This is a genomic window from Salinimonas sediminis (assembly GCF_003429285.1).
GTDB classification, from domain to species: domain Bacteria; phylum Pseudomonadota; class Gammaproteobacteria; order Enterobacterales; family Alteromonadaceae; genus Alteromonas; species Alteromonas indica.
On sequence record NZ_CP031769.1, the window covers coordinates 786,653 to 811,064 of the forward strand.

The following is a 24,412-nucleotide window of genomic DNA, read 5'->3' on the forward strand; positions in this document are numbered from 1 at the left end:
CTGGCATTTGACCGGAGTTTGCGTGGTGCAATTCAGTATTAACAGAGCGACAGCGCGCAATTATTACACGCCATGTTGAAATGATACTACAAAATACCACCCATTCGGGTGAGGTTAATCATGAAAAAAGCCCGCCAAACAGGCGGGCTTTTTATTTAATTAATACACATTGTTGCCAGAAAAACCGCCGGTCACTGTCTTTAGAATGATTTTCAAATCGAACCAGACTGACCACCGATGCATGTAATCCAGGTCATATTCTACACGCTTGGCCATTTTATTGACCGTTTCTGTCTCTCCGCGCAGACCATTTACCTGAGCCCAGCCGGTAATACCCGGACGTATCTTATGGCGTAACATATAGCCAGTGATCAGTTTACGGTATTGTTCATTGTGCGCCACCGCATGCGGGCGAGGCCCTACAATCGACATGCGACCCTGCAGCACGTTAATAAACTGCGGCAGCTCGTCAAGCGAGGTGCGGCGTAGGAACGCACCTAATGGCGTAACCCGCGGATCATTTTTAGTAGCTTGCTTTACTTCTTTACCATTATCCTGCGTAGACATTGAACGAAATTTATACACGGTGATTTCTTTACCATCCAAGCCATAGCGCTTCTGGCGGAAAATAGCCGGGCCCGGCGAGGTCAGGCGTACCGCGGCAGCAATACAAAGCATGGGTACCGCTAAGAAGGCCAGAATAATACTGCTTACTACAACGTCTTCAATGCGTTTAAGCACATCATTAGCGCCTTGGAACGGCGTATCGTAAATGCTTAGCGCCTGCACATTGCCCACTGACTGCCAGCGAGAATTCAGTAGCGAGTACATGAAAAAGTTCGGAATAAGATACACATTAGCTGTGGTATCGCTGCACTTTTCCAAAATCGCTTTAATACGGTTTTCTGCTGCGGTAGGTAACGCAATATAGATATAGTCGACCTGATGCAGGCGAGCTAATTCAATCGCCTCATCAATACTGCCTTTAATATCATGGTCCTGGTCAGCACTTAACCGGTCCGCAGGACGGTCGTCATACATGCCTTTAAAGCGGATACCCAGATGTTCATTTTCGACCATTTGTGCAGCCATGTTGTAACCCGTATCGGTTGCCCCGATAATAATCGCGGAACGCGAGTTTCCGCCATTACGGCGCACCTTAAACAGGAACTGACGCATTACGCCGCGCCAGGTGATCAGCGTAATAAAAGAAGCACCAAACCAGAATAGCACCATGAATGGCGACAGCGTCACGCTGTGCGAAAACATAAAACCTAAGGTCATGGTAACGAAAAAGCTTAATAGCCATGTCATGGCAGTATTTTTAAGCATGCTGCTAGTAGGGCTGCTGCGCCATGACCGATATAAATCCAACGCTTCCGCCGCCAACTGGAAGGACACCACATTGATAAATAATAAGATCATTCCCGTCGTGGTGATCGTTAAATCATAGTAAAATATGGCGGCATAAAAGCAGACGGTGATTAGCGACAGGTCAATTAAACGGTATAACGTAGAGAAACTGCTTTGATAGTGTCCGGTAATACCACTTCTTCTCTCATCGCGAGAAGAACTGTTGCTATTTAGCGCCTGACTTTGCAGTAAATTAAATTTCATAACTCATTCACTCCAACTAAGTGGTAAACCAGGTAAATCAAAGGCTCTACTGAATTCACACATTTAGAAAAACAAAAAATATAGTGTACTGGTGAAAAATAAAGCACAAACTGTTCCACTATTCTTTGGATCGCCTATATGAGGCAAAATATCTGGTCTAACCTGCTGGTTGCTACTGTGGCTAATTCGTGTAGTTTTATTACAGATAAAAGTTCTTTAGCGAAAAAACTAATCCAAGCGGGTTAGTAAAAATGTATTAGTAGTATGTCATGGCGATTCATCGCGGGTTCATCTTAAGCGAATACAGTAGAGACACCGAAAGCAAAAGTATCCGTATAGTTTTTGCATCTGGCATACATTTGGCATACGCCAGTCGGTGTAATTCAAATCACGCAGACATCTGCTATCCGATAGCTTAATTCGTTGCGCTAACCGTTACCTGCAAGATCAGGGTAAGTCATGTGTAGCGAGCAGACCTTAAGCAGCCGGGCTGGGCAAATCTGTTGTTCTAACCAATTAAATCGCGGAGAGATCATGATTAAAAGGACTTCCAGTGTCGTAGCATTATCCCTGGTGGCGTCTGGCGTATCTCAGGCCCAGGAAGCTGGCAAATATCATATGGGGAGTGTGGACCTGATCCCTGTGCTGAACACGGAACTTCTTCACATCAATAATGTTACCTACGCCAACGACAGTGCGTCTGAGGTGAACAGCTGGGTGAGTATTATTTCCCCTGAGTTGAAGGCGGTAACAGAAATTGCCGGTAACGAAATTGAATTAGGTTATCGACTTCAGCGGGGCGACTTCTACTCCAGTCAGCGCGATAACTATACTGATCACTTTCTGCATGCCGATGGTGACTTTATTATTTCCGACCGTAATCGATTCTCAGCGCGGGCTAATTTTGAAGATGGGCACGATGATCGGGGCCGGGTTTATTCTAATGGCTTTGGTAATGAGCTAAGCGAACCTGATACATATAAAAAAGGCAGTATCGATGGTTTATATAGCTATGGTGCCAGCAGCGCCAGTGGCCGGGTTGAGCTTACGGCAGGCTACGAACTGATAAAATATGATGACCGCGAAGAGGTGTTGGGTTTTCGCGACAGTGAATTTTTAGATTATCGGGATCGTGACTATTTACGTTATGGTGCGGCCTTTTACTACAAAGTAGCGCCCAGTACTGATTTAGTGCTGGATGCTACCCGGCAGGAAATCACTTATGATGAAGCCGCCGATCCCGCCAACCCGTTAGACTCGGTTGAAAACAAGGTACTGGCCGGTTTAAGCTGGAATACGAATAGCTACACCCGCAGTTACGCAAAAATAGGTTACAAGCAAAAGAAATTTGATGCCGCTAACCGTGAAGATTTCTCGGGCGTGGCGTGGGAAGTCGGCATGGCGTATAAGCCGGTATCGTATTCTCAGTTCAGATTATCGACCACCGCCGATACCCGCGAAACCAATGGATTGGCTGACTACATTCGCAGCCGAACTTATACACTCAATTGGGAACATTCGTGGGTCGACCGTTTAAGTACTAATGCTGAAATTGCATTCATTGCGGATGACTACGAAGGTCAGGCAGCGAATTTGCGTGAAGACGATACGACACGCTTCAGTGTCGGCATGGACTATATGTTCCGCCGTTGGATAACACTGGGTGTGTATTATCAGCTAAACGAGCGAGACAGTAACCGTGACACCATTGATTTCGACCGTGATGTCATCGGTTTAACAGCGAAGGTAACATTGTAATGAAAAGAAGTGTGAGGACCCTGTTCGGCATGATACTGGCGTTGCTGGTAATGAATGCTGTGGCCCAGGAAGGCAACCCGAGTATGAGCCAGTATCGTCTGGGGGTAGGGGATAAAATCCTGATCAATGTCTTCGGCCAAAGCGATTTGTCGATGGAGACGCGTCTTCCGGATGTGGGGAAAATTAATTACCCGTTTCTGGGCGAGTTGAAACTGGTCGGGCTCACACTGTCTGAAGTAGAAAATGTCATTTACGAAGGGCTGCAAGGAGACTTTTTGGTCAATCCTTCTGTGGCCGTTTCAATTATAGAATATCGCCCATTCTTTATTGATGGTGAGGTGAAAAACCCCGGCGGCTACCCTTATCAGCCGGGTTTAACTGTGAACAAAGCAGCTGCTCTGGCTGGCGGTTACACAGAACGTGCGTCACGGTCGGATATTCAGATTATCCGGGAAAAAGAAGGCCGCCAGACCGCCCTCGAGGTGGATGTAGGCCAGATGATTCAACCCGGTGACATTATTACCGTTCCCCAGCGCTTCTTCTGATAAAGCCAAGCGCGTTAGTTAAAGCCAGATTTCGAAGGAAAAGCTATGTCTATTAAAATGAGGGACCAGCTGCAGGCCAATATCCTCGATGATGAAACCATCGATTTTTCACATTATTGGCAGGTGTTTAAGCGGTACGCTGGTCGCATCATTCTTCTTGCAGTGTTGTTCACCATTCTGGTGGCACTGATTGTAATGAAGATGACGCCAATCTATTCATCTACTGCCAGCTTGCTGATTGAATCGCAGCCGGCCAATGTGATGTCCATTGAAGAAGTGTATAAGTCTGATACATCGCGTAAAGACTACATGCAAACTCAATATGAAATTATTCAGTCGCGACAAGTTGCCTCCCGTGCGGTAGACGAGCTCGACTTATCTAACGACCCGGTATTCATGCCCCAGTCTTCTGGCGGCCTGACCATTATTAAAGACGTTAAAAATTGGATTAAGTCAAAAATTCCGTTTTTACCTGAACAGAAAAAAGTCGAGCTGACCGAAACTCAGAAAGCAGAGAAACGTCGTCAGGCAGCAATTAATAAACTGACCAACTCTATATCGGTTAATTTAGTTAACAATACGCAGGTTATTGAAATAACGGCGGTTAGTGACTCAGCTGAGCTGGCTGCAAGAATTGCCAATACCATGGGCGATGTGTATGTAGAAAACTACCTTCAGGCTAAGGTAGATATGACCACCAAGGCCACGTCATTCTTGAATGAAAGCATGGAAGGGTTAAAGGATAAACTGGAAAAAGCGGAACGTCAGCTTACCGACTTTTACGAAGAGAACCAGTTGGTCAATTTGAGCAATGGTATAGTCGGATTGGCCGCAGAAGAGCTGGAACAGTACAGCGATCAGCTACTTAAAGCACAAACGACGCTTAAGCAAAACCGTACTATTTACGACCAGACCCAGCGCAACGGCGCAGATTACGGTGCTTTAGCCCGGTTACCTGAGGTGCTTAACCATTCCAGTATCCAAAGTGTTCGTCGCCAGGAAGCAGAAGCGCAAAGCCGGGTATCCGAACTCAGTAAAGTGTTTGGACCGAAACATCCTAAAATGGTGGCGGCCAATGCCGAGCTGACTTCTGTACGCCAGACTCTGCAAACTCAAATTCGTGATTTAATTTCCAGTATTACCACGCAATACCGCGCATCGCAGGAGCGTGTAGCTAATTTGCAAGAAGAAGTCTCGCGGGCAAAATCGGAATACCGGAAGCTATCGGGATTGGAAAACAAGCGCCGCGCATTGCAACGTGAAGTGGATATCAACCAACAGCTCTATAGCAGTATGTTTACCCGCTTAAAAGAAACCAGCGAAATTGGTGGTTTTGAGTCGGCCAATGCGCGAATTCTGGATCCTGCTGTGCCGCCTAACAACCCTTCAGCGCCAAACCGTACACTGCTGATTGGTGCCGCCTTTGTAGTGAGCTTTGGCTTTGGCGTATTTTTAGCCTTTGTTCTTGAAGCCCTAAACAGCGGTGTGCGCTCGGTTGAAGATGTGGAGAAAAAACTGGGTCAGCGCATGCTGGGTTTGATTCCGCTTATTCCACAAAAGCGCAAAGAAGTTATGCCGCTTCGGGCCTTTTTTGATAACAAATATCACCAGTTTTCAGAAGCCGTGCGTACGTTGCGAACCAGTTTGTCGCTGATGAACCTGGAGAAGCAAAATCAGGCTATTTTGGTGACTTCCAGTGTTCCTAAAGAGGGTAAATCCACCGTTTCTACCAATTTAGCGTTTGCCCTGGGTCAGTTGGACAAAACCATTTTGATTGATGCTGACTTACGGCGCCCCTCTATTGGTAAACGGTTTAATGTACCGAATTATCAACCTGGGTTGTCTAACCTGACCATGAAAACGCATTCGTTGGATGAGTGTCTGGTGCATGATGAACAGTCTGGTATTGATCTAATCTGTGCCGGAAGTATTCCGTCTAATCCGCAGGAACTATTAGCCGGGGAAGGTTTCAACGCGTTGATAACTTACCTGAAAAAGCACTACAAATACGTGGTGGTGGATACTGCACCTACCCAAGCGGTGAGTGATGCGATGGTGGTATCTAAGGCCTGTGACTCGGTCATTTATGTGGTGCGTGCAGATAGTACCAGCGAGAAAATGATTCAAAACGGTCTTAGCCGATTTTTACAGGTTGGTCACCGGGTCGATGGTGTGGTGTTAAATCAGGTTGATTTACGCCGGTCAGATGTATCAGAGCGCTACGGTGGCTTCTATGACCAGTACGGTTACAATGCTAACTCGTAGCGTTATAAAGGATAGCCAGTGATAGATGTTCATAGTCACATAATACCGGGCATTGATGATGGTGCCCGGACCATGGAAATGGCCTTGGAAATGGCCCGCCAAACGGCCTCAGTGGGCGTAACTCATCTGGTGTGTACGCCCCATATGCATTGGGGTACATTCGATAACACGGTTGAAATGATTCAGGAGGGGTTTAACGCCCTCCAAACGGCGGTGGCTGAAGAAGGTATTGCGCTAAACTTGTCATGGGCCGGGGAAATCCGTATCAATGAAATGGTGCCCGCCTGGTTCAAGGAAGATAAACTACCTTATCTGGGTCAGAAAAACGGTAAAAAAGTACTGTTACTGGAGATGCCTCATAGCAATATGCCGGCCGGTCTTGAGCAACTATTCAGGTGGTTGATAAGTGCTGGAGTACAGCCATTGATACCGCATCCTGAACGTAACCGGGATGTTTGGAAGCGGCCGGAGAAGATTCAATGGCTACGCAACCAAGGGTGTTTGTTACAGGTAACAGCTGGCGCTTTTACCGGGCGGTTTGGTGAACAGGTTCAGGCCATCGCGATGGCAATGCTTAAAGACAACCAGATTGATGTGGTCGCTTCTGATACGCACGATATCAAACGGCGACCTAATGATATGGGCGAGGCTTTTGAGGTAGTCAGTAAAGCCGCCTCTAAAGAAAAAGCAGAAGCGTTATTTATATACAATCCGGCGGAGATCGTGGGTGTGCCTGTAGCATAGGGCTCGGGTAACCCGCCGATTTATACAAAAGCCTCTTTTGAAGAGGCTTTTTTGTGGGTGAAGGCTAAAAGATATTTTCTTTAAACCAACTCCAGATGCCCAGCGAAAACCCTTCAAAAAGGTTTATTCCCAACGCTGATTTTACCAGGTATATGATCAGCAGCCCTAGTACCAGTGAAAACAGTAAAAACAGGGTAGATAGCAGGGCTAGCGTAAACCGGCTGATTTGTTGCTCAAGTCGCGAAAGATCCCGCACGTTCCGCCCGGCCAAAAACACAAAATAATAGCTGGTACGCCATACATTTATGGTTCCGCGTACGTCTAATTTGTGCTTTCCCCAGCTACGCCCGCCCATCGCCTTATTCAACTCAATAAGCTGTTCTTCGGTAAAACTACTGGCCATATGAGGCGGCATTTTTTCCAATAAACGGCGGATAGTATAGGAGTCATGAACGGAATGTTTGATTTTATGCACGCTACGCCCTTTGGTACTTGCGACACTGTAAACAGACTAAGGATAAACCAAGCATAACAGAAACATAGGCCGCATTGGCAGGTGACTGCAACGGTGAGTCGTACAAAGCCAATAAGGCAGTACCACTTAAAGCCGCGGTACACGATAGCGCCGCGCCCCGAAAGATCAAATGACGCCGGCGGGCCATCGCCATTACCGCACACCCGGTACACCATAAGAACATACCAGCGTAAAGTAAGGATACTGGCACCCCAAATTCGGCCACAAACTGACTTACATCGTCTTGAGCAATAGGCAGAACGCCTGAAACCGGCAGATTTACCTGATCGGTTTCGCCGTCTTTCGCCGTGCCGGGCCCCGAGCCTAAAAACCAGTGTTCAAGCACATCAGGTGTGGCGTGGGGCCATTGCGCGTCTTCCTGGGTAATGATGGGCGGTGGTGGCGGGGTAGCGCGATCGGCCAGGTAGGTGGCGACAATAATCGTAATAATATTAGCGGCCAGCAGGCTCAACATAAAGGTACTGAATAATTTCGGCCGAGGTGAAAACAGCAGGTATCCAGCCAATGCAGAAAGTAAGGTGGCAATGGCGCCAAGCCAAATTAGCGTATATTGCCCGGCCATGACCATACCGCCAAATAATAACAGTGCAGCAATACGTAACGCGGCTTTCTTACTGAAAAAGTATTTTACGATGCGTCGAATGCGTTGGCGCATTGTACGTACGGCTGACGGTTTGATGCGAATTACCAATAAGCCCAGCACTGCACATAATGCCATAAACACTATATGCCCATATCCAATCTGGCGCAGAAAAGTACCAGTCGCGCCCCCTTCAATCGGTAAATCCAGGACCAGGCTGCGGTCCAGTTCTAGAAATACCGGCAGAGCCGCGTAGAGCATCTCAAATAAGCCTACCGCAGCTACGCAGCGCAATAATAGCTTAACGCGGGCGGCAGAACGAAACAGCAGCAATGTCAGGGTAAACAAACCCCAGTAGCTTAATGTTCTGAGTAAAGAGGTAAATGTATCAGAGGTACTATACGTTAATGCTAACCAATCGTTGGCTTCGGCAAATGCCAGTTGGGCGCGAAGTGGTCGAAGCCACTCCAGCATGCCTTCGATCAGCGGAAACAGCAGAATCAGGTGCCAGCCTGCCAATAGCGACCATACGCCGATAACCCAGCGGTTTTCCAACAAAATTTCCAATGCGTAAGCGGTATGCTGACGAATGTACAGGCCTATCAAACCTGCCAGTACCACGGTAGTCGTCAGCCAGCCCCAGGCCGTGGCTGAACCCACCGGTATAGGTAACCAAAGCAATATCGCCAGAAACCCCACCAAATAATAGCGGCCCGGAAAATAAAAAAGGGGTTGGGGTGTTAAAGATGTATTCACCGGGTATGCAGTGCCTCCTGGCATGTAAGCCGCCACCAGGCGATTACATGGCTATTATCGTTATTGTTATCCACCGTGGGATTAAGCAAAGTTCTGACCAGTTTAAAAAAACGCGGGAAGTTTACAGATTTAACGCATTCACGGCGAGGCAAATATCGCGTTTTAGTGGAAGCCCGCCAATATTCACCCGCCTTCACCACAAATGTGTACCGCCATATTTACCCACTCAGTGAAAATGTTGCCGGTTGGCTACAGATACAACTATTTTTGTACCACATATTGTTCTTTCAACGGGTTTAGGTTTGCCAGTATATGCCGTGCCCTGTAATAAAAACGGCGAAGCGCAAAAAACCGATGCTGTTACCACAATGTTCTATGCTTAATAGCAAGGACAGCCCCTGACTATTACCCTGATTGCTATCAAAAGAGCCTGGTTTCGTCAGCCCAGGCCTGATAGTGGCGTAGCTGGCATAAAAGCTGAATGGCAGAGCAATACACATTCTAAACGTCCGGTATACATGCCAAAGGACGGCTAAGGCAATTCGGTTAAATAAGGATATCGTCAATGCAGCAAACGACTAATGTAGCGTTTATGATTAACTCACTGGAAGGTGGTGGGGCGGAACGCGTCATGTGTAAGCTGCTGGCAATCATGGAAGCGTATTTTAAAGAACAGCAATTGTCGGTGTACCTGATATTGCTTGACGATTTGCCGGAGGCTCATCGTTGCCCTGATTATGTAAATAAAATTACGCTGGATACGCAGGGCTCTTTGGTCAAAGGTTATCAGCTGGCCAAACAAAAACTCGATGCGATAAATCCGCAGTTTTGTATCAGCTTTTTAACCCGAAGTAACATGTTGAACGTGGCAATAGCGCGGCAAGTGGGGTTTCAGGCTATTTTAAGTGAACGCGTCAATACCAGTAGCCATTTTTCCGGTGGTCTGAAAGATACCATCAGCAAGTGGATGGTAAAGATGTCGTATCCGCGGGCTCAGCGAGTTATTGCTGTGTCAGAAGGGGTCCGCGCCGACCTGATAGCAAATTTCAATGTTGCACCCGATCACCTGGATGTTATTTACAATCCTTATGACATTGCACAGATTGAGCGGCTGGCCGCCGAGCCGGTAACAGATTTGCCGGCAAAGCCATTTATTATCGGTACGGGACGCCTGGTCAAAAACAAGAACTTTAGCTTATTGCTTGAGGCGTTGGCGCAAAGCACCCTCACTGACGACTTATTGATTTTAGGGCAGGGCGACCAGCTCACGGCGTTAAAAGCCCAGGCCGCAGCGTTAGGTATTGCAGACCGGGTACATTTTGCTGGCTTTCGAGAAAACCCTTACCCTTATTTGAAACACGCTCGTTTTTTTGTCTCTACTTCCAATGCGGAAGGTTTTCCCAACGCCATTGTGGAGGCTATGTGCCTGGGTAAAGCGGTGATCGCGACCAATTGCGAATCCGGCCCGGCAGAAATTTTATCTGGCCAGTATCCGTTGCAGGTCAGCGGGTTTACTGAACAACCCTATGGTTGTTTATGTGAAACCAATCACGTTGAGGGGGTTGCTGCGGCGCTCAACCATTTGGATAACGCAGACCAACTCGCCCGCTACAGTGCGCAAAGTGCGCTGCGCGCCCAGGACTTCAGCAATGCTATTTTCCGCGAAAAAATTATTCAGGTAATTAATCCTGCTGCTGGGCAGTACAAAGAGAGTCACTATGTTCCTGCTGGTTAAGATTGTATTTGGCTTACTTAGCGCGTATCTGGTTTACCGAACGATCTCGCGCCGCTGCAATAAATACCTGGCGTTTGTGGTGGTAGCTATCTGGCTGCGTTTCTTTTTGTCAGCTTTCCATCAACTTACTTACACCCCCCTGTTTGCCGGGTTTTCCATTAACGCTATTGCCTCTATAGGAATTGCAGGCATGGGGCTACTGCTATTGCCGCGCAGTGTATTGTCGCTGCGAAATCTGGCCTTACTGTATGGCTTTTTCGCCTGCATTTTAATCAGCGGATTGCTAAACGGTAACGTGGTTGGGCTGATTAACGTACTGGTTAAATGGTGCTTCTTCCTGGTCATTACCGGGGCTATGTTTATGGCTATTCGAAAGGTAGGCAAAGATGAGGTACTCAGGAAATTACTGGTCGCGTTCTTTTTACCGGTAACCCTACAGATTATGTCCATCGTGCTTGGTGAAGCCAAAGCCACTGAAGCGGATGGTTCTACCAGCTACATTGGCGGGTACAACCACGAAGCCGCGTTCTCTATGATTATCGCCAGTTTTATACTGGTGGTAGGACTGCTATCTCCCGGGCGTATAAAGTTTCGCGGCAGCCTCTTCTTCCTGGGGTGTATTTTGCTGGTGATCGCCAATTATCGAACCTCTGTATTGGCTATTCTGCCCATGGCGGCGATTTTTGCCTACACCACGATGGAAGCCAAAATAGCCTTGCGTTATAAGCCAGTATTTATGATCGCGTCCTTTTTTGGTATGAGCCTGGCGTTTTTAGTGTTGTCTTATTCCATGCAGGACCGCTTCGCCGATGTGTTCGTATTTTTAACCAGCCTTGATGATCTTATGAAAGCGCCGATGTATTACTCCGAAGCGGAAAAAGACATCTTTTCAGCCCGGGTATACATTTGGAGTCAGTATATTTATACCTACACCCAGGGCCCCTGGATAAACCAGCTGGTGGGCTGGGGACCGGAATCCTGGAGTGGCAGATTTCCCAAGTACGCGCACAACACGTATGTATCGTTTCTTTTTGAATACGGTTTGCTGGGCCTGACATTATTTATGTTAACCGTAGGGGCGTTTTTACGGCATTCCTTACGCATTAAAAGCCGCCGTTATGCGCTAATGCTATTCGCCTCTATGGTGGGCTTTTTAATCATGTGCTTTGCCACTATGCCGCTGTGGAATATCGAAGGGCTTATCCTCTATGCGATATTAATTGGCAATACTATAGCCCCGGTACGATTACTGCATGGTAGTGAAAGTCACGCCCCCGCTTTTGTAGCGAAACTGGTTCGTTTGTAGATGGTCGCCGAAGAATTCAACGGCGTTTATTGGAGATAGATATGAAACTTTGTGCCGTTGGTTTACGTGGAATTCCTGATGTCATGGGTGGAATAGAGTCCCATTGCCAGCAGCTTTATCCAAGACTCGTCAAAGCCGGGATGGAAGTGACCGTTATTTGCCGTTCTCCTTATGTTGATAAAGAACGAAAAGAATTTGAAGGCGTGCAATTAAGATCTGTGTGGACCGTCAAACACAAATTTGCCGAGACATTTTTACATACTTTCCTGGCGATCTTTTACGCGCGTTTCGTTGTTAAGCCAGATGTATTACATATTCATGGTATTGGCCCAGCGTTATTTACTCCGCTAGCCAAGCTGCTAGGCTTACAGGTGATGGTGACCCACCACGGCGCTGACTATGACCGTCAAAAATGGAATCAGTTTGCTAAACGGTTACTTAAGTTTGGTGAGTCAATGGCGGTGAAGTTTGCAGACCGCGCGATTGTTGTAGGTCGCACACTGACTGGCCGCTTGAAAGAAAATAATCAAAAGCGCGCCAATAACATCACCTTTGTTCCGAACGGCGCGCTCACTGGCGTAGATGCTGACTTAAGTGCCGATAAGCTGCCTGCTGATCTTGGTCTGACGCCGGGAACCTACGTTCTTACAGTAGGTCGGCTGGTGCCAGAAAAGGGCTTCCACGATTTGGTTGAGGCCTATCGTAAAAGTGATACACCATTGAAGCTGGTGGTGGTAGGAAGCGCCGATCACGAAGATGAGTATTCGCGTAACCTGACAAAGCAGGCTTCTGATAACATTATTTTTGCGGGCCGTCGCAGTGGTGACGAGCTGAATGCGTTATATAAATTTGCCCGGGTATTTTGTTTGCCGTCTTATCATGAAGGCCTGCCCATCGTTGCACTGGAAGCAATCGCCGCCGGTACCCAGGTTATTTTGAGTGATATTGTGCCGAACATGGATATTGGCTTGCCAGCCGACTGTTATTTTCGGGTTGGTGACACCGACCATCTGGCCCACAAAATAACCCATGTTGAGTCATTGGCGTTAGCCATTAATACCGAAACATTCCTGACTACTTTTAACTGGGATAATATTTCAGTTGATACCTTTGATATTGCGCGCAGGTTAGCGGTTGGCGCACCTGTATCGGGGCAAGCCGCTAACTGATGGTGGCTTCAAAACGGTTGTTTCTTTACCCGATAGAACACAGCAATGGCTTTATCGAGCGCACAAAAGGGGTATTTACCGAGCTAGGCTATCAGTTGTCGCCACTTAAGGCATTGTTCCGGCCTGCTAACGTGGCGAGCAGAAAGCATAATTCAGTGGTTTTAAACTGGTACGAAGATCAGCCTTACCGACGCGGGCTCCATGGTATCAAACGATGGATATTTATAGTTGGTTTTATAGCCAGCTTATTGAGCATGCGCTTGTTCAGTGCCAATATCATCTGGCTCCGGCACAACTTTAAGCCCCACAACGCCGCGACAAAAACCCTACTTTTTAATATTATTGCCGGGCTGATGCGGCTGGTTGCCCATCGGGTGGTAACACTGGAAATGACGCCTGAAATTAAGTCCAGTGTGGTGAAGCACCCCTTATATAAGCCTGATGCCGAGCTGGCAGCATTTTTTAACGATACGGTAAATCGGCCGCGCACCATCGACTTCTTGTACTTTGGCTCCATCAAGCCTTACAAACGTCTGGACGGGTTACTTAAAATTTGGCCTGCCGGTGTGCATCTGCGTATTATGGGTTATTGCTCAGATAAAGCGCATACCCACGAATTGCATCAAATTATCAATCAGCGCCAACTTAATGTGGTATGGGAAAATGCCTTTATTGAGCAGGACGCATTGGAGCGAGCCGTAGCCGATACCCGTTTTGTTATTATCCCGCATGAAGATGGCGCGATGATCTCCTCCGGTACCTTCTACATGGCGCTAAGCCTGGGTGCCAATGTTCTGTGTTTTGATTCAGCGTTCGCGCGAACCAAGATGGCCGAGTTTTCGTTTGTTCAGATACTCGACCAAACTGATTTAGCTGGCCAACTGCCAGCGCTGGCCTATACCAGCGCAGGAATGGTGGTTGAGCAAGCCGTAGGCCGGTATGGCGATCGGGCCATTAAAGAGTCGTGGCGGGTTGTACTGGAAGGCTAAGCGATATACCGCTTGATATACAGCACTAAAAAAGCCGGCAGTACGCCGGCTTTTTGTGGTCTGGTTCAGCATTTTCTGGTAGTCCAGCGATATTACGCTGCCTTTGTAATCCCTTTTACCTGTTGATAAATAGCCTGATCGATTTCACACAGCTGATTTATTTTCGCCATCAGGGTTGGATTTTCCAGAATATCTGCCGAAGCTCCCTGATTTGGACTTTTGTTCTTACTGGATATTTTAATACTGGTATTAAATTTTTGATTGAAGTCTTGCTTCCACTGTTCCATGTTATCCAAGGTCCCCACTACCGCAAACTGTCTCAAATTGGCTACGGCTGACTCGATTGCGGCTTCCCGGTTAGCGAGGATATCCTGCGGGTTGGTAAAGCCCGAAAAATATTTAGCGTAGGTCATGCCGGCACTGATACCTTTGGCAGAATCGACATAGGCCTCGATGTCTTCGTCATGCTTCAACCATTCGGTTTTTTTAAATTTGTTATACACAAACTCAGAAATAAACCGGTCTACCGGATCGCGCAGTATAGTCAAAAAGTACCAGTCAGTGTAAAACTTACTAACTACGGAGGGGCGTGCAATACAGTGGCCGTTGGTATACAACATATGTTCAGCATTTAAATGGGTGATCAGCTGACTCTCACGAGCGGTCATCATATCAATCCCCAGCAGCGCCTCGCTTACCCGGCTGCTTTTTAAATCAATATAGCTGGCAAAGCGGGTTGCCTTTAAAAAGCTGGGGTAGACAGAAGCGTAGATAGCCTTGGATAAAGACACTCCTGCACACTTAGGCACGTGACAGAAAAATATCTTGGGATATCTGGCCAGATATTTTTCTGACTGCTGCTTTAAGATTTCTTGCATGATTCTTGCTCCTTTACCTTCATTAATGGAAATCTCAACAGACTTCTAAACCAGTTAATTGTTATTTATCAAAATTCGCAGGGAACTTATGAGCCATACCGTCAGCGTCGTCATTACGACCTTTAACCGCCCCAAGGACCTCGAAGAAGCATTGGATGGTGTTTTCGCTCAAATAGTTAAGCCACTGGAAGTGATTGTGGTGAACGATGCATCTTCCTTGCCATATGAGGATGTAATAGCGAAATTTGCTGATAAAGAGAATTTCGTTTACCAATACCTGAACGAGTCGTCTGGCGCTAATAAAGCACGTAACATCGGCGTAGATACCGCACAGGGCGATATTATTGCTTTTTTAGATGACGATGATGTGTGGATGCCTGATTATTTACTGGAGCATATCAATGCGTATGAAAATGGCGCCGATGCGGTAGTAAGCGGGTATCAGAATCTGGGCAAAGAAGATGAAGTATTTGTGCAACCTGGTGCAAAGGTGGAAGCGCAAGTTTTGCGTACGGGAAACCAGTATTGCGGTATGAGTGGTTTTAGCATTAAGCGCGAATTGGCGTTAAAAGAGCGCTTTGATGAAACATTACCCAACGGCCAAGACTGGGATATGTATGTCCGGTTGCTTGAGCAGGGTTATAATCTGGTAAATATTCCGCGGGCAATTTTCCTGTATCGGTTTATGAATATGGATGGTATAGGCGCCAAAGTAGCCAAAATGTCGCCTGATCAAGCTGTAGTGCGATTGCGTTCGGCGGATAAGCACCGGACCTTTTTGGGTGAAGACAATTATCGTAAGCGGGTAGCAGCCCAACTGCTGGTATACCTGCCGTTAAAACAACAAAAGCTGAAGTGGATCATGATGTCAGTGCGGATGGCCGGAATAAAATGGACCTTTTCTCATTTGGCCAATGTTACCGCAAAAAAGCTGCGTAGTCGGGCATAGGCTATCGCTGACAGGAGAGAGTAGATGGAACTGTACGAAGATCAGTTTAATGACAAACACGATTACCCGCATCAGACAGACACCCGCAAAACGCTGATTATTGCGTCTACTGTGCGTTCTGGAAGCCATATGCTGGGTCACGTTCTACATGAAACCGGGGCCTTTGGCTTTCCCTTGGAATATGCCAACAGCAAGAATTTGCAACAGTGGAAGGAAAAGCTGCAGGAGGCCGATACAAAAAAATGTATGCAGGCCATCATGCGTCGTCGTACCTCGCCAAACGGCGTCTTCGGCATCAAAGTGCACTATTCTCACTTGCCCGCGCTGGGGGGCTTTAACGCGTTACGCCAGTTGTTTCCAAACCCTCACTTTGTCTTACTTACCCGGCATGATGTGATGTCTCAGGCTGTGTCATTGGCGATGGCCAAACAAACAGGATCATGGATTGCAGACCAGAGTAAAGGACGCCAGCCTGTTTACCATGCAGAAGATATCGACAACGGGCTGCGCCGTATCCTGTTTGAAAACAGCTCTTGGAAATACACCCTGTCGGCGAGCGGGGCCCGTTATATGGATTTAAATTTTGATGATGTAAAAGCCAATACCGCCAATACGGTATTGCGTATTGCGGATTTCATGCAACAGGACATTGACTCTGCCCGTATACCCCGTGCGCCAGTCACCCGAAAGCAAAGTAACGAATTAAACCAACAGTGGACGGCGCGCTTTATAGAACAGTTTAATGGCAACGATGAACTGTTACGTTATAACCGTGAGAGCCCGCTACGCCGGCTGGCCCGTAAGTTTACCAAATAATAATGCATAAAATATGGCTGCTATCGTGGTATAGCAGCACCACGAATAGACAAGCACGAAAGGACAGGTAATGTTTTATCAATGGGCTGAAAAGCAAAAATACGCAAAAGAGAAGTCGCTGATTTTTTGGTGGCAGTCAAAAAAAGATCCACGTCCTAATATTGGCGATTATGTGGCCTATGATCTGGTTAACCGAATCCTTGCAAACAAAGGGAAACTGATTACCGACAAACTCAATCACGATAAAAAGCTGGTTAGTGTTGGCTCGGTACTGCATTTCGCCAACACCGGCGATGCCATCTGGGGCACCGGCCTTAATAAAAAGATGGATGATAAGGTCAATAAATTTAAAAGCCTTGATGTGCGCGCCGTGCGTGGCCCATTGACCCGCGATTATTTGATGAACCGAGGCATAGAGGTACCACAGATTTATGGCGATCCGGCCATCTTGCTGCCCTATTTTTATCCTAAGGCGTTGATGGAAAAAGCTGAGAAGAAAGAATATATCGTTATTAATCATATGAATGACGATATGGCTAAATATAAGGGTCACGAAGACGCTCTGGTTTCCCCAATGCAGTACCCAGGATCGTTTATTGAAAGTATTATTAACAGCAAGCTGGTCATTTCTAGCTCGTTACATGGCGTGATTATCGCAGAAGCCTATGGAGTGCCAGCTATCTTCTTTGACTCAGGCAGTGGAGAGTCGATGTTTAAGTATGAAGATTATTTTCAGGGTACCGGACGTAATGATATCCCTAAAGTAACTACAGTAGATGAAGGATTAAGTAAGAGCGTGGTAATGCCGCCTAACTTTACGCCTATTGCCAATAAACTGTATCAGGCTTTCCCCTTTGATTTGTGGGGCACCAAATAACCCATTGCTAATAAGCAGGGGCGGGCGCATAGCTGCATAAGGTAAATTAACCGTTCAGCATTACGGCCCAATAAAGAAAAAGGCTTGCCATCGGGCAAGCCTTTTTGCGTTTCGGTCCTTCGCAGGGTAGCCGCAAGCGGCTGACTACAGCCACTGCTATAGCCTACAAAGGGATTGGCTTAGTGGGGGGAGCTTAGCGGCAAATAGCCCGCCGAATTTAAGCTGGCCAACCCCTTGTTATTCACCTCGTCGCTATCGATCTTTTTTGCGAGCCATCTGATTTTGCTAAACCCTACGCTAGGGTTTTACCGGCTGTTGCACAGCGGCCTTTTTTTGGCCCCGACGGTTTTTTAGCTCGCCCATTACTTTGAACGTATGCTGGCGGAAAAACAGCATCAGAATAGCCCCGTAGATAAGCGCTCCGGTGAAGACCAGCGCGGTTAGTTCAAGATAGACATTATCCAGCGCATACACGTTCATACGATCGATATACAGTACAGCTGCATACATCACGATTGAAGCCATGGAAAACATCCACGTATTACGCCACGCATCCATTACACCTATACCCAAGTGACGTTTGACCAAGGCAAATTTCATCAGCAGAGTAATATAGTTAGCCACCACCAGGGCAATAATGACCGCATACAGCCCCCACGGCACAGCGGCCAGGGGTAAAGCCAGGTTTACTGCCAGGTTAATCATATTAAGCTTAAAGGCCTGATGGGGTAACCCGCGCGATATCAGCAGGTTTGGTAAATAGTAAGCCATTACCTGCGTGGGCGACATCAAAGCCAAAATCGATAACAGATACGCGCTGGTGGTCCATTTATCGCCAAATACCACGTCAATAAACGGATGAGCTACTGCGCCGATACCAAAATATACCGGCGACACAAACAGTGCCGTCATCCCCACGATACGCCCGAAGGTAAGGCTTAGCCGGGCATCATCAACCCGCGACAACCCTGCCAGAGCTATCCGGTTAAGCGGCTGGAACGTAAGATTGTTGATGACCGAAAACCCCTGTTTAGCTACCGAAGCATAAGCAAAGGTGGCCGCGCCCAGAAACGCAGCAATAATAATATTGGAGGTTTTTTGCGAAAAGAAATTGACGAATGACATCGCAATCAGCGGCTTGGAAAAAGCAATTATTTCCGGCAGATGATCTTTACTGGTGACCTTTTCAGGGCGAAAGTCTGAGCGGATACAGGTTAAAACGGTAGACACAACGGCCTGCACAATTTTACCGAATATAATAGCCCAGGCACCAAACCCTTGCAGGGCCGTCACTACCGATACAATCCCGCCAACCAATACACCTGCAGCTTCATACGCTGCTAGCTTTTTATTCTCAAAGTCCCGTTCCAGCTTGGTTTTATGGACTAACCTGAAACCATTGGCAATTGGCACTATCGCCAAAGCTGCAATCAGTTGAGCGGCTAGTTCAGAGTAAGTGTAGTAGGCTATCGGTACTGCAATCAGGAAGATGAGCAAAGCAATTGCGCCTGACACCCCCATTAATACCCAGAATGACAAGCTGGCAAACTGGTTGTCCCACTTATCGCGCTGTATCAGGTTTTGACTGATTCCAACGGTAACAAACAGGTTACAGAATTCCACTACCATCAGACAGATAGCCACCAGGCCAAATTCCTCAACGCCGAGGATCCTGGCCATAATGGCGTAGACTACGAAGTTAACAATCTGGGCAAAGCCATTGGCCGACAGGTTGAAAAATGCACCCGTAATCGATTTTGCTTTTAATGACATGTACTACCGCACATTCCGTGTTAGTTAATAAAGAAACCTAAGGCAAGCAGGAAGCTTGCCTATTTTACGATTCCATAAATAAAGTTTTTGCCGTCAGCGGTCACATGGCTGAAATTAGGTATTCTATACTGGCCGTCGATAGGTAAAGTAACCTGTTCACCACTATCCACAAGTTCCTGCGCTTTTTGCGTATTTACCAGCTCAGGAAAGGTGTACGGCACAGTAATACTGCCCATTATCTTAGGGGCGGCACGTTTCATATTGATAAGATAATTGTTCACAAACGTACTGCCTGCAAAGCCTTCCTGGTCAAATAGATTATAGCCTACGGTTTTATTATCTTTAAAAGTGATGACAATATTATTTTGCGCATGGGTCAGCAGGGAACTGTCTTCCTGAAAGCGCGACGCCGTAAAGCCGTTGCGGTTAACCTCTATCAGGTTGTGGAACAGATAGGATTTACCGTAGGCCCCGGCCAGTAACCCACCCATTTTTATGCCGGCCCACTGCTTGCCGGTTTCATCGCCCAGGTCGTGGATATAATTGTTAAACACAAAGCTGGGTCCTATACGCGTGGGAATAACACTAACCCCAGTGTAGGTATGCGACATATCGTTGTTATATACCATCACATTATACTGGCCGCCGTCGACTTCAATTGCATCGTCGTTACCATAAGCAAAGGTATTATTGTAGATAGCAGCATCGCGCACAAAGCCGCCTAACGGTTCAGAATTTTTCCGGCCTTCAATTACATCGTTAAAGCGATGCCCCGGTTTTCCCACAAACCGGTTATTGCGGATAACCACCTGGCCTTTATATTGTGGATCAGGATGATTTGCATGGGCAAAGAAGGCATTAGGGCCTTTGGGGTGCCCATAGCGCCAATCATTTGAAAAGGGGACGGGGTCATGTACATGACAGTTTTCTACCGTGACCACACCAGTCTGGCGAAGATAAATGGCGGAGTCATAATTAATGGGTTCGGCACCTTCTTTTTCATACGCCACCCCTTTTTTAATAATATTCGGTTCGCGACCCCATTCAGCGATATCACACTGGTTGATCCAGATATGGTGGGCCTGGTCAGCGTATATACTATGGGTGCGTCCGCCTCGAACAGTAATGTTTTCAAAGTAAACATAGCTGTTGTTACCAATACGAATGGCATGACGGTTGCCTTCTGTGGCCTCAATAACGGTGTCTTTATCGCCCACAATCTTGGCCCAGCCGTCGGCTGTACCTTCAATTTTTAATGCTTCAAGATCTAATGTGCCGCCCTTATAGAAGTCAGCCAGGTGATATACCTTATCCGGATCAATCGGCGGTTTGTCTGCGCGGGTAGTAAACTGTTGCGTGAGGTTGGCCACATCACCTTGTTTGGTCGTCACTTCTATTTTTACGTCGTAACGCGTACCCGCATCAAGATAAACCATGGGCCCGGTATGTACTCCGGTGACGGGTTCAAATACCAGTTCGCGGGCTTGCTGCCACTCATCATCACTGCCAGCGGCTTTATAAGACGCCACGATACGTGCATCTTTGGGCTGATGCTGCACGGTAATACTGGCCGACTCCAGTAGTGGCTGAATAAATACATCCTGTTCTGTCATGCTGGTGGGATACAGCGCGCTGGTCAACACGCCTGTCGAAGATGCCCATTTGCGCAATTTGGTCTGGTCAAATACGTCGGCCTGTTGTAAATCGCGATAGAGTTCGTACCGGTCAAGCGGAAACAGTAACATGGCCGCCCGAACTAATGCACTGCTGGTATAAGTGGTGTTTTGGGCCAGCACCGGAATACTGCTTTCTAACGACTCACCGTTAGCAAGCGCCAGTAATACTGCGGCGGCCTCGTCAGTTTCACCCTTCGATAGCTTACTTAGCATACGTTTGTACGTGCTACTCTTTTTTAACGTGTTAACCACTTCAAGAACCTGCGCCTGGGAGGTGAGGTTCTGTTCATCCATTTGTGTTAACGCCGCCATACCTGGCTGTTCGCCCATTAGCGAACTCTGGGTTAGAGTGTATTGATTGGTGCTAGCACTGCTGGTGGCAGGTACTGAAACAAAAAACAGTGCACCAAGCACAGTCAGTATTGGCGTTTTACGCATGTAACATGGCTCCTTTAGGGGGAACGAAAAGAAAACAGCGTAGCAGCCGCGATATATCATGCACCGCAAGATGACCTTCACAACAATAGCAAAAGCGCAGGGGCGAACTGATATATACACAACGTCTACAATAAGATTACCAGTTGTCGCCCATCATTCTTTATCATTAAGAATACGTACGTACTTTTACGAAGAGGTTTAAAGCAAAAAATGTGCAAGACTGGCAGAAGCAGGGCGTGCCAGTCGCTAAATCTCAGCTATAACAGCCCACAAAATGGGCGCACTAAAACTGGTATCGAACGGACGTGCCCAGATCGGCTGCCCATGCTAAGTCTTTGCGAGATAAGCTATTTGGGCCGTTTTCAGTAAGGCTATGCAATACACTATACGCACTGGCCGAAGGCATACGTAGATGATGGCATAAGGCATAGAAAAACAATTGGCAGCGCTGCATAGAGGTATCGCAATGCAGGTAAATACTGCCCCCTTGTGACAAGGTCTGACCCGTTTCGTACAGGTACTGTTGCAACATTGCCACATCAGACTGGCTACTGTTACGAATATTATCGAACGGCATCCATCGCCAATTAAGATGGTTTTGCTCTACGCTATGGCCTAGTTCGGCGGGGTCTTCTGCACTGGTTTGAAGCGTAAATACGTGGGTTACCGGCACCGCCTGTAACTGTTCAATAGCAGATATTGAAGGCCTGGAACCCAGACAAATACGCCCTACGCTGGTTTTAAACCAGCGTAAGTCAGTTACCAGCGGGCTGACTGAATCAGGTTGAGACATGCTTCTCCGTTTGGGTTACACCACATAATAATAAATAGAAAGATAATGACAAAGGCAGCCGCCCAGCACAAACAGATGCCAGATAGCATGGGTGTATTTTACCTTTTTTGATACATAAAACAGCACCCCAATGCTAAAACAAAGCCCTCCTGCCACGATAAGCCACAGGCCTGCGCCAGGCAATGCCAGATAAAGCGGGTAGATGACACCCAACGCAATCCAGCCCATTAACAGGTAAGTGGCAACTGAGATACGGGGGAATCGATGTTGCGCGACCATTTTAAATGCAATACCGGCCAACGCCAGAGTCCAGACCAAGGCGGTCATTGTGATACCCAGCCAGCCTCCTATTGATACCAGCAGTAAGGGGGTATAGGTGCCCGCAATCAGTAAATAAATAGCACTGTGGTCAAACAGTTTAAGCCAGCCTTTTGCCTGATGGTGATGCACCGCATGATAGAGCGTAGAGCTAAGAAACATGAGTATTAAGGTGGAGCCGTAGACCGCAGCTACCGATAACGCTAATGGATTATCGGCGCGTATTAATATCAGGACCAGCCCTACAATTGCTGCAATCAAACCAATGCCATGACTGATCGCATTCAGGTATTCCTCAAACGCGGAATAGACCTGCGCGGTACCAGGCGCATTGGCATCATCGGCCACTGACTGTTGGCGGCTCACAGTCTGCTCCGTCGCCAGGACATACCAGCCCCAGCCTTATGTTGCGTTAATAGCCGTAACGAACCTGTTGGTACCGGCCTCTGGTTGCTCGAACTCATATACCCGCCCAGTATGATTGAACTATTACGGTTGATACTGTACTGACCAAATAGTGTTGGCGTCATCATCGGCGATAAGCAGCATCCCATTTGGCATTTCGCGCACAGCAGAGGGGCGGCCGTAAGCTTCGTCAGTCTCGCTGCTTTTTAAAAAACCACCCATAAACTCTTCAATTTCCCCGGTAGGCTGGCCATCTTCAAAGGGCATAAAGATTATTCTGTAACCATTATATTTCGCGCGGTTCCAGGAGCCATGCTGGGCTGCGAATAAACCATTATGATAACGTTGAGGAAAGGTTTTGCCTTCATAAAACTCTAAATCCAGGGTGGCGGTATGGCTACCCACTGCGATATCTGGAATAAGGGGCGTTTTAGCGGCTTCTTCGGGCATACGTTCTTGCCACCGAGGATCAATATGCTCACCATAATATTTGTAAGGCCAACCGTAAAATCCACCCGGCTTAATGCTTGTAACATAGTCGGGCACTAAATTATCCCCCAGTTCGTCGCGCTCATTTACCGCCGCCCATAATTGCCCGGTGACGGGGTTATAGTCCAACCCATTTGGATTACGAATACCAGATGCCAATACCGTTTCATTACTACCGTCAGGCTCAAGGGTAAAGATTTTTGCACGCCGTGCTTCTTTATCCATACCATGCTCGCCCACATTACTCGAGGAGCCAATGGTCAACAATAGCTGCTCGCCACTTGCCGTTACTTCAATATTGCGGGTCCAATGATGGTTGTAGCCATCTGCCGGAATATCGTGAATAACCGTGCCGGGTTTATCAATTGTATTCGCCCCGGCGGTATAGGGATAACGGGTAATATTGTTAGTATTCGCCACATAGAAATCATCGCCCAATAGGGTCATACCAAACGGCTGTTGCAGCCCTTGTTCTAAAAATACATGCCGTTCATCTGCTTCACCGTCATTGTTGGTATCTCGCAACAGCGTAATTCTATCGGCGCTACCTTTTTCAGCGTCGTTGGCTTCGGCTATCAGAACATCACTATTTGGTAAGACATAAATCCAGCGAGGGTGTTCCAGGTCGGTGGCAAACCGTTTAACCACAAAGCCCTCGGGTACGGTAGGAGCCTGACCTTCAGGCCAGCCAATTACTTTGGTCCGGCGTTCGGCTGAGGCGGTAGCAAATGGCTTGGGTAACGGCACTTTATCGCCCGGCGCATAGCCATTATCGGGCTCTACAGCCACCTGGGCATTGGCCGAACTAGCTAACATACAGGCCACGAGTACAGTGAATGGTTTGTTTTTCATCGATATTTTTCCTATAGGCTGAGGTCCATACCGGCAATAGCAAATACAGCACGTAACCGGGGCATGCCCAGGCCGTCACCACCGCCAACATAATGGATAAGGTGATATCAAACTACTGCATACCTACGGTAACAAAACATACCAAGATT

The 24,412-nt window shown here is 47.4% G+C and carries 20 protein-coding genes; 11 read left to right on the plus strand and 9 right to left on the minus strand.

The window, feature by feature from the left end; genetic code table 11:
- Positions 1-159 precede the first annotated feature (159 nt).
- Complete coding sequence (locus tag D0Y50_RS03545) at positions 160-1,617, minus strand: undecaprenyl-phosphate glucose phosphotransferase (protein WP_108568141.1); 1,458 nt, start codon at positions 1,615-1,617, stop codon at positions 160-162.
- 534 nt (positions 1,618-2,151) lie between these two features.
- Here D0Y50_RS03545 and D0Y50_RS03550 point away from each other — a divergent pair.
- From D0Y50_RS03550 to D0Y50_RS03565, 4 genes are read left to right on the plus strand one after another with little or no spacing between them, the layout of a single operon-like run.
- On the plus strand, positions 2,152-3,375 hold the full coding sequence (locus tag D0Y50_RS03550; protein ID WP_170145441.1) for an outer membrane beta-barrel protein: 1,224 nt from the start codon (positions 2,152-2,154) through the stop codon (positions 3,373-3,375).
- Positions 3,375-3,920 (plus strand): polysaccharide biosynthesis/export family protein, encoded by a 546-nt coding sequence (locus D0Y50_RS03555; protein WP_218023558.1) that lies wholly within the window; start codon positions 3,375-3,377, stop codon positions 3,918-3,920. The genes D0Y50_RS03550 and D0Y50_RS03555 overlap by 1 nt, the downstream gene beginning before the upstream one ends.
- Before the next feature lie 45 nt (positions 3,921-3,965).
- The gene (locus D0Y50_RS03560; protein WP_108568143.1) at positions 3,966-6,185 is read left to right on the plus strand and encodes a GumC family protein; all 2,220 of its coding nucleotides are present in this window, start codon (positions 3,966-3,968) and stop codon (positions 6,183-6,185) included.
- An 18-nt stretch (positions 6,186-6,203) separates the two neighbouring features.
- Positions 6,204-6,929: a tyrosine-protein phosphatase gene (locus tag D0Y50_RS03565; RefSeq protein WP_108568144.1), complete on the plus strand. Its 726-nt coding sequence runs from the start codon at positions 6,204-6,206 to the stop codon at positions 6,927-6,929.
- Positions 6,930-6,993: 64 nt separating this feature from the next.
- Here the strand turns inward: D0Y50_RS03565 and D0Y50_RS03570 are convergent, their stop codons facing one another.
- Positions 6,994-7,404, minus strand: coding sequence for a 3-phosphoshikimate 1-carboxyvinyltransferase (locus tag D0Y50_RS03570; protein WP_108568145.1), 411 nt, complete (start codon positions 7,402-7,404; stop codon positions 6,994-6,996).
- A gap of 1 nt (position 7,405) precedes the next feature.
- Positions 7,406-8,800 (minus strand): hypothetical protein, encoded by a 1,395-nt coding sequence (locus D0Y50_RS03575; RefSeq protein ID WP_108568146.1) that lies wholly within the window; start codon positions 8,798-8,800, stop codon positions 7,406-7,408.
- A 565-nt stretch (positions 8,801-9,365) separates the two neighbouring features.
- On the opposite strand from D0Y50_RS03575, the gene D0Y50_RS03590 reads away from it, so the two are divergent.
- Genes D0Y50_RS03590 through D0Y50_RS03605 form a run of 4 tightly spaced genes read left to right on the plus strand, consistent with a single transcriptional unit; the run spans position 9,366 to position 13,999 of the window.
- A complete protein-coding gene (locus D0Y50_RS03590; protein ID WP_117315542.1) occupies positions 9,366-10,535 on the plus strand; it encodes a glycosyltransferase in 1,170 nt (389 codons plus the stop codon).
- Positions 10,519-11,841 carry an O-antigen ligase family protein gene (locus tag D0Y50_RS03595; protein WP_117315544.1) on the plus strand — a complete coding sequence of 441 codons (1,323 nt, stop codon included), beginning with the start codon at positions 10,519-10,521 and terminating at the stop codon, positions 11,839-11,841. The genes D0Y50_RS03590 and D0Y50_RS03595 overlap by 17 nt, the downstream gene beginning before the upstream one ends.
- 41 nt (positions 11,842-11,882) lie before the next feature.
- A complete protein-coding gene (locus D0Y50_RS03600; RefSeq protein WP_108568151.1) occupies positions 11,883-13,010 on the plus strand; it encodes a glycosyltransferase family 4 protein in 1,128 nt (375 codons plus the stop codon).
- A complete protein-coding gene (locus tag D0Y50_RS03605; RefSeq protein ID WP_117315546.1) occupies positions 13,010-13,999 on the plus strand; it encodes a glycosyltransferase family protein in 990 nt (329 codons plus the stop codon). Before D0Y50_RS03600 ends, D0Y50_RS03605 begins: the two co-directional genes overlap by 1 nt.
- Positions 14,000-14,091: 92 nt before the next feature.
- Here the strand turns inward: D0Y50_RS03605 and D0Y50_RS03610 are convergent, their stop codons facing one another.
- The gene (locus D0Y50_RS03610; protein ID WP_108568153.1) at positions 14,092-14,877 is read right to left on the minus strand and encodes a sulfotransferase family 2 domain-containing protein; all 786 of its coding nucleotides are present in this window, start codon (positions 14,875-14,877) and stop codon (positions 14,092-14,094) included.
- Positions 14,878-14,965: 88 nt separating this feature from the next.
- Here D0Y50_RS03610 and D0Y50_RS03615 point away from each other — a divergent pair, with 88 nt between their 5' ends.
- The 3 genes from D0Y50_RS03615 (at position 14,966) to D0Y50_RS03625 (ending at position 17,519) form a co-directional block, all read left to right on the plus strand.
- Entirely contained in the window at positions 14,966-15,826 is an 861-nt protein-coding gene (locus D0Y50_RS03615) for a glycosyltransferase family 2 protein (RefSeq protein ID WP_108568154.1), read from the plus strand.
- Positions 15,827-15,850: 24 nt separating this feature from the next.
- The gene (locus tag D0Y50_RS03620; RefSeq protein WP_117315548.1) at positions 15,851-16,642 is read left to right on the plus strand and encodes a Stf0 family sulfotransferase; all 792 of its coding nucleotides are present in this window, start codon (positions 15,851-15,853) and stop codon (positions 16,640-16,642) included.
- A gap of 70 nt (positions 16,643-16,712) precedes the next feature.
- A complete protein-coding gene (locus D0Y50_RS03625; protein WP_108568156.1) occupies positions 16,713-17,519 on the plus strand; it encodes a polysaccharide pyruvyl transferase family protein in 807 nt (268 codons plus the stop codon).
- Between the two features lie 297 nt (positions 17,520-17,816).
- Here D0Y50_RS03625 and D0Y50_RS03630 read toward each other — a convergent pair whose 3' ends face one another.
- The 5 genes from D0Y50_RS03630 to D0Y50_RS03650 all read right to left on the minus strand — a co-directional run bounded on the left by D0Y50_RS03630 (position 17,817) and on the right by D0Y50_RS03650 (position 24,263).
- Positions 17,817-19,292, minus strand: coding sequence for a lipopolysaccharide biosynthesis protein (locus D0Y50_RS03630; RefSeq protein ID WP_108568157.1), 1,476 nt, complete (start codon positions 19,290-19,292; stop codon positions 17,817-17,819).
- Positions 19,293-19,351: 59 nt separating this feature from the next.
- A complete protein-coding gene (locus D0Y50_RS03635; protein WP_170145442.1) occupies positions 19,352-21,406 on the minus strand; it encodes a right-handed parallel beta-helix repeat-containing protein in 2,055 nt (684 codons plus the stop codon).
- A gap of 283 nt (positions 21,407-21,689) precedes the next feature.
- Positions 21,690-22,199: a protein-tyrosine phosphatase family protein gene (locus D0Y50_RS03640; protein ID WP_117315550.1), complete on the minus strand. Its 510-nt coding sequence runs from the start codon at positions 22,197-22,199 to the stop codon at positions 21,690-21,692.
- A gap of 15 nt (positions 22,200-22,214) precedes the next feature.
- A complete protein-coding gene (trhA, locus tag D0Y50_RS03645) occupies positions 22,215-22,883 on the minus strand; it encodes a PAQR family membrane homeostasis protein TrhA (protein ID WP_232366446.1) in 669 nt (222 codons plus the stop codon).
- 123 nt (positions 22,884-23,006) lie between these two features.
- Positions 23,007-24,263 carry a PQQ-dependent sugar dehydrogenase gene (locus D0Y50_RS03650; protein ID WP_117315553.1) on the minus strand — a complete coding sequence of 419 codons (1,257 nt, stop codon included), beginning with the start codon at positions 24,261-24,263 and terminating at the stop codon, positions 23,007-23,009.
- Positions 24,264-24,412: the final 149 nt, after the last annotated feature.

Bases quoted from the DNA above. Each gene is read 5' to 3' on its own strand.
- D0Y50_RS03545 (WP_108568141.1), bottom strand. From the start codon at position 1,617: ATGAAATTTAATTTACTGCAAAGTCAGGCGCTAAATAGCAACAGTTCT.
- D0Y50_RS03550 (WP_170145441.1), top strand. From the start codon at position 2,152: ATGATTAAAAGGACTTCCAGTGTCGTAGCATTATCCCTGGTGGCGTCT.
- D0Y50_RS03555 (WP_218023558.1), top strand. From the start codon at position 3,375: ATGAAAAGAAGTGTGAGGACCCTGTTCGGCATGATACTGGCGTTGCTG.
- D0Y50_RS03560 (WP_108568143.1), top strand. From the start codon at position 3,966: ATGTCTATTAAAATGAGGGACCAGCTGCAGGCCAATATCCTCGATGAT.
- D0Y50_RS03590 (WP_117315542.1), top strand. From the start codon at position 9,366: ATGCAGCAAACGACTAATGTAGCGTTTATGATTAACTCACTGGAAGGT.
- D0Y50_RS03595 (WP_117315544.1), top strand. From the start codon at position 10,519: ATGTTCCTGCTGGTTAAGATTGTATTTGGCTTACTTAGCGCGTATCTG.
- D0Y50_RS03600 (WP_108568151.1), top strand. From the start codon at position 11,883: ATGAAACTTTGTGCCGTTGGTTTACGTGGAATTCCTGATGTCATGGGT.
- D0Y50_RS03605 (WP_117315546.1), top strand. From the start codon at position 13,010: ATGGTGGCTTCAAAACGGTTGTTTCTTTACCCGATAGAACACAGCAAT.
- D0Y50_RS03610 (WP_108568153.1), bottom strand. From the start codon at position 14,877: ATGCAAGAAATCTTAAAGCAGCAGTCAGAAAAATATCTGGCCAGATAT.
- D0Y50_RS03615 (WP_108568154.1), top strand. From the start codon at position 14,966: ATGAGCCATACCGTCAGCGTCGTCATTACGACCTTTAACCGCCCCAAG.
- D0Y50_RS03620 (WP_117315548.1), top strand. From the start codon at position 15,851: ATGGAACTGTACGAAGATCAGTTTAATGACAAACACGATTACCCGCAT.
- D0Y50_RS03625 (WP_108568156.1), top strand. From the start codon at position 16,713: ATGTTTTATCAATGGGCTGAAAAGCAAAAATACGCAAAAGAGAAGTCG.
- D0Y50_RS03630 (WP_108568157.1), bottom strand. From the start codon at position 19,292: ATGTCATTAAAAGCAAAATCGATTACGGGTGCATTTTTCAACCTGTCG.
- D0Y50_RS03635 (WP_170145442.1), bottom strand. From the start codon at position 21,406: ATGCGTAAAACGCCAATACTGACTGTGCTTGGTGCACTGTTTTTTGTT.
- D0Y50_RS03640 (WP_117315550.1), bottom strand. From the start codon at position 22,199: ATGTCTCAACCTGATTCAGTCAGCCCGCTGGTAACTGACTTACGCTGG.
- D0Y50_RS03650 (WP_117315553.1), bottom strand. From the start codon at position 24,263: ATGAAAAACAAACCATTCACTGTACTCGTGGCCTGTATGTTAGCTAGT.